General features: G+C 62.3%; 12 protein-coding genes. All 12 read right to left on the bottom strand.

The features are described from left to right. Positions 1-472: 472 nt before the first annotated feature. Positions 473-1,264 (bottom strand): ChbG/HpnK family deacetylase, encoded by a 792-nt coding sequence (locus tag CD175_RS03270; protein ID WP_104447644.1) that lies wholly within the window; start codon positions 1,262-1,264, stop codon positions 473-475. After that, a complete protein-coding gene (locus CD175_RS03265) occupies positions 1,236-2,447 on the bottom strand; it encodes a GNAT family N-acetyltransferase (protein ID WP_104447643.1) in 1,212 nt (403 codons plus the stop codon). The genes CD175_RS03270 and CD175_RS03265 overlap by 29 nt, the downstream gene beginning before the upstream one ends. Positions 2,448-2,451: 4 nt before the next feature. Further along, complete coding sequence (locus tag CD175_RS03260; protein ID WP_104447642.1) at positions 2,452-3,138, bottom strand: N-acetyltransferase; 687 nt, start codon at positions 3,136-3,138, stop codon at positions 2,452-2,454. Positions 3,139-3,221: 83 nt separating this feature from the next. Beyond that, the gene (locus tag CD175_RS03255; RefSeq protein ID WP_104447641.1) at positions 3,222-5,141 is read right to left on the bottom strand and encodes a hypothetical protein; all 1,920 of its coding nucleotides are present in this window, start codon (positions 5,139-5,141) and stop codon (positions 3,222-3,224) included. Further along, entirely contained in the window at positions 5,138-6,442 is a 1,305-nt protein-coding gene (locus CD175_RS03250) for a lipopolysaccharide biosynthesis protein (RefSeq protein ID WP_104447640.1), read from the bottom strand. The genes CD175_RS03255 and CD175_RS03250 overlap by 4 nt, the downstream gene beginning before the upstream one ends. Beyond that, positions 6,439-7,437: a polysaccharide deacetylase family protein gene (locus tag CD175_RS03245; protein WP_104448069.1), complete on the bottom strand. Its 999-nt coding sequence runs from the start codon at positions 7,435-7,437 to the stop codon at positions 6,439-6,441. Before CD175_RS03245 ends, CD175_RS03250 begins: the two co-directional genes overlap by 4 nt. 12 nt (positions 7,438-7,449) lie before the next feature. Beyond that, positions 7,450-8,586, bottom strand: coding sequence for a glycosyltransferase (locus tag CD175_RS03240; RefSeq protein WP_104447639.1), 1,137 nt, complete (start codon positions 8,584-8,586; stop codon positions 7,450-7,452). Further along, positions 8,579-9,547: a glycosyltransferase gene (locus tag CD175_RS03235; RefSeq protein WP_104447638.1), complete on the bottom strand. Its 969-nt coding sequence runs from the start codon at positions 9,545-9,547 to the stop codon at positions 8,579-8,581. Before CD175_RS03235 ends, CD175_RS03240 begins: the two co-directional genes overlap by 8 nt. Then, positions 9,544-10,911, bottom strand: a complete 1,368-nt coding sequence (locus CD175_RS03230; RefSeq protein ID WP_104447637.1) for an O-antigen ligase family protein — start codon at positions 10,909-10,911, stop codon at positions 9,544-9,546. The genes CD175_RS03235 and CD175_RS03230 overlap by 4 nt, the downstream gene beginning before the upstream one ends. Continuing rightward, entirely contained in the window at positions 10,908-12,002 is a 1,095-nt protein-coding gene (locus CD175_RS03225) for a glycosyltransferase family 4 protein (protein ID WP_104448068.1), read from the bottom strand. Before CD175_RS03225 ends, CD175_RS03230 begins: the two co-directional genes overlap by 4 nt. Continuing rightward, on the bottom strand, positions 11,999-13,591 hold the full coding sequence (locus tag CD175_RS03220) for a GumC family protein (protein ID WP_104447636.1): 1,593 nt from the start codon (positions 13,589-13,591) through the stop codon (positions 11,999-12,001). Before CD175_RS03220 ends, CD175_RS03225 begins: the two co-directional genes overlap by 4 nt. A 14-nt stretch (positions 13,592-13,605) precedes the next feature. Continuing rightward, complete coding sequence (locus CD175_RS03215) at positions 13,606-14,643, bottom strand: polysaccharide biosynthesis/export family protein (protein ID WP_104447635.1); 1,038 nt, start codon at positions 14,641-14,643, stop codon at positions 13,606-13,608. Positions 14,644-14,654: the final 11 nt, after the last annotated feature.

Raw genomic sequence — 14,654 nt, 5'->3', positions numbered from 1 at the left:
CTTCGACCTACATGCAATGAGTTCGACTGCGTCGAACGGCGCTGCGCGCCCATCCCCGGATGAACACCTCCACTCAGCCTGCCGAGGGGGCGGGTGGATCAAGAGCTGCAGGCGAGCTAACGCTCGGCCTGATGAGTGGTGAAGAGCGTTTGTGTACGCCGGGCGAACCTGCTCTTCGGCTAAACGCACGCCCCTGTAGGAGCTGCCGCAGGCTGCGATCTTTTGATCTTGATCTTCCGCTCTTTCGACATGGTCAAAAATCAAAATCAAAAGATCGCAGCCTGCGGCAGCTCCTACATGGAAACGTATCAGAACCAGGTCGGCCGGTTTGCCGCGGCCGGCCATGGATGGCCATGGCGGCGGGCCCTGTAGGAGCTTGCTCCGGGCGGCGTTCCGACGAAAAACCTGAGAGCACCGCAGGGTGTCAGGCTCCCCGCATCATCGTTGACCTCCATCGCGAGCAAGCTCGCTCCTACAGACCGCCCTGCGCACGGTGAGGCGCAACGTCGCCCGCAGCGGTATAGGCCACCCGCGGCACACCCGGCAAGCGCTGTTCCAGCAACGCGCTCAAGGACTCTCCCGGCTCCAGGTAGGCATCACCGAAGTCGGCGCCGAGCTGGTTCGGGTGGGCGACGATTTCCAGCAGTCCGTCGGGTGGCGGCTCGCCGTTGCGCAGATCCACCGGGGTGCACACGTAGTCGGCGGTGGTGCCGGCCAGGTGGCTCAGGCGACGGTTGAGCAGGTCCTTGAACACGCGCTTGGGCAAACTGAGGTTTTGTCCCAGGTTGCGCGCCAGACGCACCGGTACCCCCTGGCGGGCAGCGAAGCGCGCGACGATCTCGCCGATTGGCCAGATGTTGTGCACGTGTTGATGGGAGTCCAGGTGACTGGGGCGCACGCCGTTGTCCAGGCAGCGTTGCCACTGGGCTTCGAGTTCTTCGAGCACGGCGTGGCGATCCCGGCGCCCGAGCCAGAGGCGGGTGCGGGGCAGGTTGAGGTCGAACACGCCGGCACCGTCGCAAAACGTCGGGCGTTGCACAATGCTTTGGCTCAACGGACGGCCGTAGGTCAGGTTGAAGTGCAGACCAATGCGGCCTTCGAGCAATGGATGCCGGGCCAGGACGCAGGCCGCTTCGAACGCCGGCATGTTGGCCATGGCGGTGGCGGAGCTGATGAGCCCGGCCTGAAACGCGCCCAGGATCACCGCGTTTTCGCAGGCACTGAGGCCGAAATCGTCAGCGTTGACTATCACTTGCCGAGGCATGTTTACCCTCCTTGAGGTTTTCCGCAGGCGCTTTGACTGTAGTCGTTGCGACGGGCACCGGGGTGGAGATTGCGGCCGCCGCGCGTCGGGCGCGCCATTGCTGCAATCGGGGTTTGAAGCGTTGCCAGACCCGCAAGGCCAGACCCAGCAGCAGGCCGCCTGGACGCCAGGAGTAAAAACTCCAGCGCCAGTGCTCCAGTTGCCCGGTCATGCGTTCGTGCAGTTGATGGCTGGAGTTTTCCAGGCTGACCCGTGACGCGTCGATCCAGTGCCAGTTGTCTTCCAGGCCCCAGCGAATCCACTCTTCGAGCAGCACCCGGCCGCTGCCCAGATCGGCATATTGCGGCAGGAACGCCAGGTTGTAGTCGTACAGTCGGCCCTGTTCCAACAAGCCGAGGCGATAGCTGATGCAGCGCCCCTCCAGCTCCAGCACCACCACGCGCACCAGGCCTCGGGCCGCCAGGGCGGTGAAGGCGCGGTCCATCCACTGGCGATGACGGGCATCGGAAAAAATTCCGACCCCTTCATCGCCTTTCCAGCTCACCGCTTCGACTTCACTGATTTCCTGCAACAGCGGCCCCATGGTCAGGGCGTCGGGAGTAATCCGCCGTACCAGGGCACCACACGCGGCGATGCGTTTGCGCGCGCGGCGCAGTTTGTAGCGCGGGTCGCCGGAGACTTCCTGATGGTCGGCCTCGCTGATCAGGTGCACCGGCACTCGACAGCTGAGGCGTTGTTCGGCGGTCGAACTGTTCGCCTGCCACGGTGCCAGGACCTGTGCCTGGGCCGTGGAACCGGCCAGTTCGTTGAGTTGCAGCACGGCATGGGGCAGACGTTGACGGATCTGCGTCAGCGCCTTGCGCAAATTGTCGCCGTCCAGCCTCGTCAGCAGCGCGAGGCGGTCGGCGAGGGGGTAGCCCAAATAATGCAGGACTCGAAACGGCAAACGCGCAAAGCGCTCCACCGACGCCACCAGCGGCAGGCACAACGCCAGTTCTTCACCCTGCCAGCCGAGCAGCACATGCAATTGCTCGCCGGGCTTGAGCGCCTGCTCCGAGGCGCACATCCAGGCCAGTGTGTTGAACGGCGTGTGGTCCGTTATCCGCAGCCGCAGCGCCTCATAAGCCTCTGCCGGAAAGTCGGGGGCGCACAGTGACGTGCGCCATTCGAATCGTGCAGACATAAGGTCAGCTCGCCTCGGCTGGAACAGGAGAGGGCGCCGGTTTGCGCAAGGCATCCAGGCGTGAACCGCTGTAGCGGGTTTCGCGGAAGAAGCGCCAGCCGAACAGGTGGTAGATGTTCATGATCCGTCCTTGCTCGTGATACCCCATGCGGATGTGCAGCTTGAGAGCGGGAATGTTGTGGGACTCGCAGATATCCACCACTTTGTTGCAGCCCTGATCAGCCATGGCTTTCCACAGGTTCAGCTGGAAATCGACTGACAGCGTGGTGCCCCGGTAGGCACGAATCTGCTCGAGACCGAACAGGAAGAACTCACCTGGCTTCACCGGGAACAGGCAGCCGTAGTAATGACGGTCGAGATAATCGCGTTTGCTGCCCCAGATAAAGGCCACGGTATCGCCGTTTTCATCCAGGTACATGTGCCCGGTGTACCCTTCGCACGCCAACTCGGCCATGGTGCCCACGCGATCACCGAAGTGTTTGGCAAACGCCACGGCGTTCTGTGGGGTGATGGTTTCCAGTCGCAGCGGTGTATAGGGCCGAAGCGTGTGTGCCGGTACCGGGCTCACCAGATCGCGCTCCATCCACAACAGTTCTTCGTGGAAAAATACGTAGTGTTTCCACACCTTGGCGACAGTGGCGCGCAGGCCTTTTTGCTTGATGTGATCGCTGAGTTTTTTTAGAACATTCATGTTTTTGACTCCTGACGGTGTCGGTCATGAGCGGAGTGATTCGGTGCGCGACGAATCGTCCACGGGGCAAAAATCAACGACGTTCATGAGGTGCTCCAGCTGAGGGCAAACAGGGTTTCTCCAGGTAAATCGAAGCTGATGCGACCTTCCAGGCATTTGAAAGATGCGTCGTGACTGCGATTGTCGGCGCCGAAATAGTGCAATGATCTCCGGGTCAATGGACATTCCGCGCCAGCCAGGCTCACACGCTGCAAGCGTGAGCCTTTGTTGACGCCCAGCAGGCTGCGTTGGAGCCCGGCAGACATGGCCAGCACGTCAACCTCGAAGGCGTCGTTCTCCAGCCGCATGACATCGTGTAGCCAATGCTTGCGGATAAATTGCTGCGCCAGGCCTACGGGCTTGAGTTCGAATTCATTCTCGCCGAGCACGCGGAACATGCCCTTGGGATACTCGGGTTCGTCGTCGGCCTGGAACCAGCCGAGCATGTCGAGCAAGCCATCCTGGGAAGCATTGATGATGACCGAGGCCCACCATAACGAGGCGTAGTGGGTTTCCTGATCGTAAGGGCTGAGGCTGGCCCCGCTGGACATGTTGGTCTGGTCCAGCAACAAGGCTTTGCGCGGTCGTCCCTGGGCGTCGAGCCCCACCAGCTCCGCCGCTTTGCGTACGCTATGGCGGTAGACACGGGTCGCCAGCAGGTCGCGGATCATCCATTCGTGCCACGCCAGCGCATCGATCTTGTCGCCGGACTCGGCCAGCAAGCGTCGGGCCCAGTCGATGCCGCGCTTGTCGGCGGCATTGTCGACGAACGGGCCATTGACGAACCGGGAGCTGGCCGGCATGGCGATGCGTACGCCGGCTTTGGCGTTGTCCGGGTTGCTGCGCACTTGCCAGGCCATGCTGTTGAAGATGCGCTGGTAGCTGGCGTAGTCCGGGTAATTGAGATTCGGTTCGTCGGCAAAACCGATGTAATGCGTGCCCTTGCCGCCAAGTGCGCGTGTGGCGGCGAGCCAGGCGTCGAGGCCGGCGTTGCTGGTGGTGTCGGCGCGCAGGTCGGCCCGGCGCTGACGGCCGGCCAGCAGGGTGATGTCCTGAGTGATGCCGAAACGATCCTGATACAGTCGGCGGAACACGTCTTCGTAATGCGGCCGCGTCGCCATGATATCGACCAGGCTGTAATAGGTTCCGGCCTGTGGTTGCAGGGCATCGAGCACGGCGAAACTCGAATCCGGCGGTCGCGCATAGGGCAGGGCGAGACCCAGGTTCGGGGTCTTGCCGAGCACCTCTTTGTACAGCGTCAGCCGGGTCTGGCCTTCGTCTTCGTGCAAGGGTTTGAGCTGTTGGGGGTTCTGGGCGAACAGGTTGGCCGTGCCGTCGAGCCAGAATGCGACCTTGCCGCTGCCGCGCAGGTGCAGGCGCCAGATTTGATCGGTGGTTGCAACGGGCAACTCGACTTTGTCGAACTGCCAATAGGCGGGGTAAGGCTTGAGAGGCAGCGAGAACTGTTGGCCATCACTCACGCGCTGCGCTTGCAACGCGCCGACACCGCCGTGGAATTTCCCGGCCAGTACCGCGTGTTCACCGGCCGCGACCTTGAAATACAACTCGTCACCGTCCCGGGGCTCGGAGCTGAAATGCACCTTGGCCGGGGCGAACAGTGCGACGGTGTGGTCGTCGTGCTCAACCGTATAACGACGGAAGCTGTAGCCAGGAATTTCCAGTCGATAACTGGCGGCGCCCGGCGCCAGGTCCCAGCGTTGACTACCGCTGGGCTCATTGGCGGCAATCAGTCGTTCGCTCTGGAGTTTGCCCTGGCCGTCGAGCAGGTAGAGGTGTTCTTCGTTGGCTTCAGCCTGCCACACCGGTGCCCAGAGCACGGTCAAGGTGTCGGGGCGGTCCGTTTGCAGGTACAGGCTGCCGTCGCGGATATCGGCCCAACGCATGGGTGCAGCTTCTGCGCTCAGCCCGAGGCCAAGACTCATCAGCAATAACAGGCGTTTCATGCCGATTTCCGTTGCAGCATCAGCAACATCGGCGCGATGTCGCCGGGCAGGACGATGAGCGTTTGCCAGACCGGCACGTGGCTCAACCGGCAATACATCACCAACAGCGCCAGGGTCACGGCCAGGTACGCGATAGAGGACGCCACTGCGGCGCCGACGATGCCGTAGGTCGGGATCAGCAGCACATTGAGCGCCAGGTTGAGCAGGGCGCTGAGGCCCATCAACAACGAAATCGTGCCGGGCCGGTTTTTGCCCAACAGGTCCAGGCGCAGAATGCTCATGTAGCACAGGCCCAGCAGGCCTGGCAGCAGCGCCAGCAATGCAGGATAGGCAGGCTGATAGGCCTCGCCAAACAGCGTCACGATCAACCATTCACCGACCACTGCCATGGTCAGGCAAGCACCGAGCATCACCGTAGCGGTCAAGCGCAAGGCCAGTGGCGTGACTTTTTCGATGCCTTCTTCCTGTTGCAGCAGGCGCTTCATCAGCGGCGTGGTCACTGCTTCCGGAACGATCAGCAGCAACTCCGCGGCCGCGCTGGCCATGGCGTAGTGACCCAGCGCCGTGGTGCCGAGAAGGGCGCCGATGAACAGGTAGTCCGAGCGCAGAATCATTTGCTGGAACAGCAGGTCCGGATGGCTGCGGGCGCTGTAGCGCAGCAGTTCGTTTTGACTGGCGCGGTCCCATTGCAGGCTCAGCGGATGCCCGCGCTTGAGCCAGACCCAACCGGCCAGCACCACCAGGCTGATCCCCGTCAGCCAACTGATCAACGCCGCTTCCAGGGCCGCGTTTTTCCACATCCAGAACAGGGCAAGGAACACCAGCAGCGGCGCCAGCGATTCGATCAGGCGCAAGGCATTAAAGGCGACTACGCCACCCGAGGCGTTGTGCAGGGTCAGCAAACCGCTTTTGAGCACGGTCAGCGGCACCGCCAGCAGCAACAGCCAGGCGAGTAGGCCCAATTGCGTGGTGATGTCCAGTTCACTGCCGAACTCGCGGGTCAGCGCCACCACCAGCAAGGTCAGCAACGCCGCCAGCAGACAACCGAACACCAGCACCTGGCTGAGCAGCAAGCCCATTGGTCGTTGCTTGGCCGCCTGATAGCCCACCGCTGAATTCAAACCGCCGCTGGTGGCAGCGCTGATCAGGTCGGGCAGGGTGTTGAGCAAGGCAAACAAGCCCCGTTCGCTGGGGCCGAGAATCCGCGCCAGCAACACGTTTCGCAGCAAGCGCAGGGCAATCATCGCCAGTTTGGTGCCCATGCTCACGGCCAGGTGCTTGAGGTAGTTGTTGCGGCTCATGGACGAGCCCCACGGTAGATGCGCCAGGACAGCAACCCGGGATTGCGCGCAGTACGCTGGCTGACGCCGAAGCGTGGCAGGGCCAGTGGATCTCCGGCCCCTCGATAAATGCCGGTGCCAGTACCCAGGGCAAACGGGAAGTCATGCCTGGCCACCTGTTGCCGTACCCGCGCATCGTTGTCGCCATTGGGGTAGCAGTAAACCGGCAACGGCTGGTTGCAGCCGTGAAGCAACGCATCGCGACTGCGGCTCAGTTCTTCATCCAGGCGTTGATCGTCGAGACCGGTGAGGATGGCGTGGCTGGCACCATGGGGGCCGAAACGCACCAGGCCGGACGCTTCCAGGTTGTGCACTTGCTGCCAGTCCAGCGCCTGGGGCAACGACTCCTGCGGGCAGTCGTCGGTCAGACGATTGAGGTCCAGGGGCGACAGGGTTTTCAGGCCCTGCAAAAAGTTCAGCAACGCCAGGCTGCGGCGTTGCTGATCCGGGTCATCGCATTGTGTCGGCAACGGGCGCCCCAGGTACTGCAAGCGTTCGATCAGATGCAGGCGTGCCTGTTCGCCATGACTGTTCCACAAGGTTTCGCCGATGCTTTCCCACCAGAACCGCTGGTGGCTACCGATGAAATCGGTGGACAGAAAGATGCTCGCCGGCACCTGGTATTTTTGCAGCAATGGGAAGGCATTCACCGCGTTGTCGCGCCAGCCGTCGTCGAAGGTCAGCGCCACTTTCGGCCGTTCCGAGCGCGCGCCCGGTTGCAGAATGTCCATCAGCGGCACGCAGTCGAAGTGTTTTTTCAACCACACCAGCAAATGTTCAAACGCCTTTGGCCCGACGCACAGTTCATTGCGATGGGGCAGTTCGGCGGCCTGATCGCTGGCCAGCACCCGGTGCAGCATCAGGATTACCCCGGCGCCGTGCAGTTGATTGCGCCCGACAGGGGAGTTGAGGTACAGCCAGCCACTGGTGCGTTTTAACAGTTGTTTGATCGCCACGGCACGCACCTCTCATCGATTTTGCTCGGGGTTCCATTGGGCGTAACGCTGACCGCGCAGGAACTGCCACAGGCCGATGCTCATCCCGGCAAGGGTCACCAGAAGGAACGCGGCCAGGCGAAAGGGTTTGGGCAAGCGGTGTTGCGTATCCAGCAGGCCGGCAATGGCCATCGTGTAACCGAGCAGTTGCGCGATCAGGCTCAGGCGATAAAAACCGTGGTCTTCCCACAGCCAGAAATTGCTCAGCAGCAACGGCAGCAACAGGATCGGCGCCAGCCGCCGGATCAGTTTGTGGCTGATCAAGGCAATCGCATACAGGCCATGGGTCAGCGGATTCAGCAGCTCCCGGCGCTGGGCCAGGCTTTGCAAGCCACCCACTGTGACCCGCTGGCGGCGACGGAATTGCTTGTCGGCTTCGTCCACACCCTGGTCGATCACCCGGGCCTGGGGCACGTAGACAATCCGCTTGAACGCCACCGGCGCGCAGGTGCTGATAAAGAAATCGTCGTTGACCTCCGCCGGCACGTTCTGAAACAACTCGCGGCGCAGGGCGAGCAACGCGCCATCGGCGGAGACCATGCAGCCGGTGCGATTTTCCACGTAGCGCAGCCAGCCTTCGTAATGCCGATACAGGCTGTCGCCAATGCTCAAGCCTTTGCCGGTCACGGGGATCACCATATGCCCGGCGCAACCACCGACCTGTGGGTCGTTGAGCGGCGCGAGCAAATGGCCGAGGGTGTCGGTCGACCATTGGTTGTCGGCGTCGGTGAACACCAGGATCGCGCCGCTGCTGATCGCAACCGCGGCATTGAGCGTCGCCGCCTTGCCCTGGCGGAGCAGGTCGAGCACGGTGATGCGCGGGTCATTGACCTTGTGTGCACAGGCCACGGTGTCATCGGTCGAGCCGTCGCTGGCGAGGATGATTTGCAGCGAGCTGGCCTGATAATCCTGGGCCAGCACGGTGCGCAGTTTTTCTTCGATATGCCGCGCTTCGTTATGGGCGGCAATCACGATGCTGACGTCCATCGGTTGTGCCGGTCCGTAGCGTGATGCTGGATAAAACGGCGCCAGCAAGGTCAGTAACAGGGGATAGCCGAGGTAGGCGTACACCGGTAGCAACAGGCACAACCAGAAAATGAATTCAGCCACGGGCGGGCCTCCTGGCATTCCAATGACAAAGGCTGAGAATGAGCCCGGCGCCCGCCAGGTGCAGGCGAACCCAGTGCAGGCCCCAGAGTTGCAGGGTCAGGAGCGGGTCGCGGTGCCTGGCACTCTGACGCAGGCTCAGGGCCAGGGCGGGCAGGACGGTCAGCAGCTGCATCAGCAACGAATGATGGGGGTAACCGTCGAACAGGGCGCAAATGGCCATGAAATCGATCACCCAGGCGGCAATCGACAGTAGCGGAAAGCGCAGCAAGCGCAGGCTCGGGCCATGGGTGCGCAGCAATTGCAGATGACTGCCCTGGCGCCATAATTCCTTGCCCATCCATTCCCGCCAACTGCATTCGTAACCCCAATGCAGCGCCACGCTTTGGTTGACCGCGAGCAGTTTCGCGCCCGCGTCGGCCAGGCGCATGGTCAGTTCCTTGTCTTCGCCGGTGCGCAGTTGTTCATTGAATCCAACGACCTTGTCGAACCAGCGGCGGCGCATCAGCAGGTTGCAAGTGGGCAGCCATTGCGCGACATGCAGCGGCTGCGTATCGGGGCGCAAGGTGCGGCGCTGCCAGGCGTCGGCGTACCACGGCGCCTCGGCCGGGGTGTGCAGGTCAAGGCCAATGACATCGGCCTGGCCGCCGGACTCGAGGTCGAGCAACAGCTTGAGCCAGTTCTCGGGCATCTCGACGTCGGCATCGATAAAGGCCAGCCATTCGCCGCTGGCAATCGCCGCTCCGCGATTGCGCAATGCACCGATGAGCAGGCCGGGCAGGACCAGCACCTGGGCGCCGAACTGCCGGGCAATGTCCGGGCCCTGGTCATCGGAGCCGTTGTCGACCACGATCAACTCGCATTCGACGTTGGCCGCCTCGGCGGCCTGTCGTGCCGCTTGCAGGGTCCGGGCAATGTGCCGGGCCTCGTTGTACATCGGGATGATGATGCTGATGCGGTTCATGCCCTGACCTCCGTCTGGGGGGCTTCTTCGGCTCTCGTGCGCAGCACGCCGGTCAACGCGAGCATGATCCACAGGTACTTATGGTTCGGCGCGCTGAGGAACATCAGGAACAACATCAACGACAGAAAGCTCATGCCGAGGTGGGTCATCAAATCCGCCTGATGCCCGTTTCGTCGCAACAGACAGGCCCGGCGGGCGCGGATCAGGTTGTACAACCCCAGGGCGAGCATGCCGACGAACATCAGGCCGGCGGGAATCCCCAGTTCACTGAAGATTTCCAGGTAGGTGTTGTGGGCGCGGCGGTACAGGTCGTCGGTCTTGCCGCTGACGGCAAAGGTCTTGGCATAACCGGTGTTGGCGTAGTGCAGCGGGAACGTGCCGGGGCCGGTGCCGAGCAAGGGGTTCTCGGCGATCATGGCGCTGCCCACCACAATGTAGGAGGCGCGACGGCCCAGGGACGCGTCCTGACTCTTGGCCCCGGAGCTGAGGATGCTCAGCGACTGGATGCGCGCCACGTAACTTGCCGGCATCGCATAAAGTCCCAGCGGAATCACAATCGCCAGGCCGAGCATGGCAAAGCCCAGGTGGCGTGGACGAATATGGGGTAACTGCGCGCGATAGTGCCACGTGCCGATCAACAGGCTGAGGAGCAACACCACCAGCCCCGAACGGGATTCAGTCTTGGTCATGCCGGCCAGCAGCACGAGGGCACAGGCCCCCCAGAACAACCGGTGCAACCGGTTCGGGCTGCGGACAACCAGCAACAGCGCCATGGGCACGGCGAAGGCGATCATCAGGGCAAATTCGTTCGGGTCGTTGAGCATACCGGACGCACGGCCTTCGTCCTGGTATTTGGCAGAGAACATCGCCATGGCGCAGGTCATCGCGACACTGACGGCAACCAGTTTGGCGAACAGGTCGAGGTTCAACTCACGCCCGACCAGCAGGGTGATGACAAACAGAATCAGGCCGACGCTCAATTCGCGCAGGTGGCCCAGGGATAAGCCCATGTCGTCGGTGTTCAACAGGCTCAGCAGGTACAGCAACATGAACCCGACCAGGAAACGCCAGATATTGCTGCGCAGGCGCTCGGACGGCAGTTGGTGAATCGCCAGTTGCAGTATCAGGATCAGCGCCAGTGAAGCCCCGAGGAACTTGGAGCCCGACAACGCGCTGTCCTTGAACAGGCCCTCGAAAGGCAGGATGGCGACAATGCCCAGCAGGCCCAAGGTCGGCTTGCGGTACAGCACCGCGACACCCACCAGGCCCAGCACCGCTCCCGGCGCCAGATACGGATAAGGGCTGGCCAGCAATCCGAGGCAGACCAGGCCGAGCAAGCTGACGATCGAGAGCGGAACAATCACGCGCGTGCCTCCCGTGCCGTGCGGATATAAAGCTGCGACCAGCGTTCGGCCAGGACCTTGAGGTCGTAGCGATCCCGTTGCGTACGTTTTGCGTTGTCGATCAACTCGCCGGCCAGGGCCGGGTCACCCAGCAGCGCGCCGATCTGGCGGGCGAGGGCGGTGCTGTCGGTGGGCGCGGCGAGCAGGCCGTTGTGGCGGTCCTGCAAGACATCGGGAATTCCGCCGACGCTGAAGGCCACCACCGGCACCCCGGCCTGCATCGCTTCGAGCAGAATCATGGGCGTGCCTTCGGTGCGCGAGCTGATCACCAGCGCATCGAGTTGTCGCCACCACACACGCATGTCGGTCTGGTAGCCCGGCAGCGTGATGCGCGCCTGCAATCCGGCTTCGTCTATGCGCGTCTGCAGGCTTTCGCGCTCCGGCCCGTCGCCGAGCATCACCGCGTCCAGTTGCGGGTACTGCTGACACAACGGGATCAGCGCATCGAGAAACAGGTCAGGGCCTTTTTCGCTACTCAGGCGCCCGACGTAGCCAGCCAGCCAGCGTTGTCGCTCGCCACTGTGCGGCAGCAAGTCGTCGGCCTCCGGCAGGCCGTTGGGGATCACCTGCAATTTGTCCGTGCGCACATTGGCCTGACGGTGCAGCACCGCAATGCTTTCGGCGACACACACCACCCGGTCCACCGAGGCCGTGCGGCACAGTTGCAGGCTCAACCAGGTGTAGAACTTCTGCTTGCGACTGCGCGGGGTGAAGCCGTGTTGGGTGATCACTAGTGGCAGACGCAACAGCGTCGCACCGATCCAGCCGAACAACAGGCCCTTGAAGTTGTGCGTATTGATCAGTGGCCGCTGATCCCGTCGCTGGCGCAAATGCCCAAGCAATGCGCCCAGGCCTGCACAGCCGAGGCAATCGACACCGGCCTCACGAAAGCGCGCGATCAGTTCTGGCGGCGCATCGAGAAACAGCACCTGGTGCTGCCCCGGCGTCGCCAGGCAATGATCCAGCAGCATCCGCTCGGCCCCATAGAAGCCGCCACTGCTGAGCAAATGAATGATCGGCAGGTCGTGGGTGGTGCCGAGCGGCGCGTTCAATTGCGCACCCAATGCAAGAGGGCCGGTACGCTCCAGTTTTTATGCGGGTTGTTCGGCAGGGTGCTTTGATCGTTGATCACCAGCAGCACCGGCAAGCCCAGTTCATGGGTGATTTGCGCAGGGTGCTTGAAGCGGTGGTCGAAGAACTCACGCACGTAGACCAGGGCAATCGCCAGCAGCAAACCGGTAAACAGCCCGAACGGAATGATCAGCATCGGTTTGGGGAACGCCGCTTCGGTCGGTTCGAACGGCGGGCTGAGCACCCGTGCGTTGGACAGGTCGTTGTCCAGCGCGCGCGCGGTGCTGCTTTCGGCGAAGCGCTGGGCATAGGTGCCGAACGCCTTGTGCAGCGCGTTGATTTCGGTGTCCATCTGCCGCAGCTTGCTCCGGGTTTCCTGCAACTGGTGGATGCGATTCTTGAACTCGGCAATGCGCGCGGTTTTCTGGTCGATGACCGAGCTGATCGTCGCCAGGTCGCTGGTGCGCTCCTGAATCCGGTTGCTGACAATCTTCAGGAATTGCCCACGGGCCCGGATGATTTGCTCGCGGGTCATTTGCATCGGCTCACTGCCGGGCTGAAAGACCGCCAGGTCGTCCATGTAGCGGCTGACCAGCGTCGTCAGTTGCTCACCCAGTTGCTTGATCTCGCGGTCTTCTAAAGCGACGCTGTCGACCGTGGTGGTGAAGGTGTAGGGGAAGGTGTAGTCGGTGAATCTGGCATTGTTGGCGGTCGCCAGGCTGGTTTTCAGGTAATCGAGCCAGCGCTGGCTTTGCAGTAGCCGGTCCTGATACAGGTTGAGCGCCTGCTCCTCGGTGTTGATCGCGTTGAGGCGGAACGTGATTTCTTCCTTGGGGTCGGACGAACCGATGCTTTCGAGCAAGGCCAGGCGATTGGCTTCCAGGCCATCGAGACGCACCTGGTACTGCAATTTCTTGGTCTCGTAGAAGCTCTGCGGCAGGTCGATCGATTGCATTTCCTGGCGGATCACCAGGTAGTTTTGCAACAGGGCGGCGACGAATCGGGTGCCCTGGGCCGGGTCAGGGAAGCTGTAGACGATCGAGATCACGTTGGAGCCCGGCAAGGTTTCAACCTTGAGGGCGCTGGACGCTTGCTGCGTGAGGGCATCGAGCACGGTGTCGCGTACCGGATCGGTCTGCAGCCCGAGCAGGCTGCGAACCGGGTTGATCACGTGTTCGCGAACAGGATTGGTGACAAACCGTTTGAACGGCTGCACCAGCAGATTGTTGAAGGCGCTCACAGGCAGCGTGTACTCACCCTTTTCGCGCAACTCGCTGATGGTCTGGCGGATCAAGGCCGGCGAATGCAGGATATTGCTCTCGGTCTCCATGTCCGCCAGCGACGGCGGAATGAAGGAAGCGTTTTCCTGATTGAGGGTGCTGGTGGCATCCCCCTGGGAGATTTTCTTGGACTGCACGATCACCTGGGCGGTGATATCGAAACTCTGCTTGAGCAACAGCGGCAAGACCACGGCGATCACGGCAAAGACCAGGAAGACTCGCTTCACCAGCTGCTTGTTGGCGAAGAAGATCCTGAAGAACTCATGCAGGTAATTTTCCTTTGGATTCATGGGTCACCTGAGAGTCAGTTGTTGCCGCCGCTGTCGTTTTTGTTGTCCACGCGGTAGCTGAAGCTGAAGCCCACGCCCTGGAACAACACGACGTCCGCCAGTTGCCGCGCGAGCTCACCGGCGCTCGCCAGTTTGGTCTTGGGCACGTACAGCATGTCGTCCGCTTGCAGGTAGGCGATCTGGGTGGCGTCGCCGGACAAGGCTTTTTCCACGTCGTAACGATGCGCGACCACCTGGTTGCCGTTGCGCCGCATGATCATCACCGAGTCCAGGCGGGCCTTGACGTTGGAGCCGCGGGCCATGGTCAGGGCTTCGAGCACCGACACCGGGCGGCGGATCGGGTAGGAGCCCGGCTGGCCGACTTCACCCAGTACATAGATTTCGTTGCCGGCGGTGGACTTGAGCAGCACGTCCACGGTCATGCGCCCCGGCAGGGTGGCATAGCGTTTATTGAGGAAGACCTCCAGTTGGTTGATGGTCATGCCTTGCAGCGGCACGGCACCGATTTCCGGGAAGCTGGCGTAGCCGTCGGTGCCCACGGTGATTTCCCGGCTCATGCCGGTGGTGGGGTGGTTGAGCACGGACTTGAGGTTCCACTCATTGGCCAGCGGGTTCACCACCATCACTGACAGCTGATTGCGGTTGGGCTGGAACAGCTGTTTGCGATCGTAGGCGCGCTGAATCGCGTCCCGTGCTTCATCGCGGGTCAGACCCTCGATTTTCACCGTGGTGTGGGCCCCCGGCAGTTCGATGGTGCCATCGGGCAGCACCAACTGGTTGCCGTTGAACTGACTGGCGGCGGTGAAGTTCAGCGCGATCGTGTCCCCTGACTGCACGCGATAGGCGGCCGAGCCACTGGTGCTGATGTGGAAGATCACGTCCAGCACATCCTGTGGGCGCAGAGTCTGCTCGACCTTGGGCACGTCAGTGGCCTGGGCGTTGGCCGGTGGAGCCGTGAGGATTTGCACCGGCATGCTTTGCGAATCGTCGGAGGAAGTGCTGGTGCAACCTGCAAGGGGCAGCAAAAGCAGGACAAGCATCTTGGCGTTCATGGCGTCACCCT

The sequence above is a fragment of the Pseudomonas laurylsulfatiphila genome, assembly GCF_002934665.1.
Classification (GTDB): Bacteria; Pseudomonadota; Gammaproteobacteria; order Pseudomonadales; family Pseudomonadaceae; genus Aquipseudomonas; species Aquipseudomonas laurylsulfatiphila.
The sequence above is the reverse complement of the archived record's forward strand: the minus strand, read 5'-3'. Positions and strand labels throughout refer to the sequence as shown.

Bases quoted from the DNA above. Each gene is read 5' to 3' on its own strand.
- CD175_RS03270 (WP_104447644.1), bottom strand. From the start codon at position 1,264: ATGCCTCGGCAAGTGATAGTCAACGCTGACGATTTCGGCCTCAGTGCC.
- CD175_RS03265 (WP_104447643.1), bottom strand. From the start codon at position 2,447: ATGTCTGCACGATTCGAATGGCGCACGTCACTGTGCGCCCCCGACTTT.
- CD175_RS03260 (WP_104447642.1), bottom strand. From the start codon at position 3,138: ATGAATGTTCTAAAAAAACTCAGCGATCACATCAAGCAAAAAGGCCTG.
- CD175_RS03255 (WP_104447641.1), bottom strand. From the start codon at position 5,141: ATGAAACGCCTGTTATTGCTGATGAGTCTTGGCCTCGGGCTGAGCGCA.
- CD175_RS03250 (WP_104447640.1), bottom strand. From the start codon at position 6,442: ATGAGCCGCAACAACTACCTCAAGCACCTGGCCGTGAGCATGGGCACC.
- CD175_RS03235 (WP_104447638.1), bottom strand. From the start codon at position 9,547: ATGAACCGCATCAGCATCATCATCCCGATGTACAACGAGGCCCGGCAC.
- CD175_RS03220 (WP_104447636.1), bottom strand. From the start codon at position 13,591: ATGAATCCAAAGGAAAATTACCTGCATGAGTTCTTCAGGATCTTCTTC.
- CD175_RS03215 (WP_104447635.1), bottom strand. From the start codon at position 14,643: ATGAACGCCAAGATGCTTGTCCTGCTTTTGCTGCCCCTTGCAGGTTGC.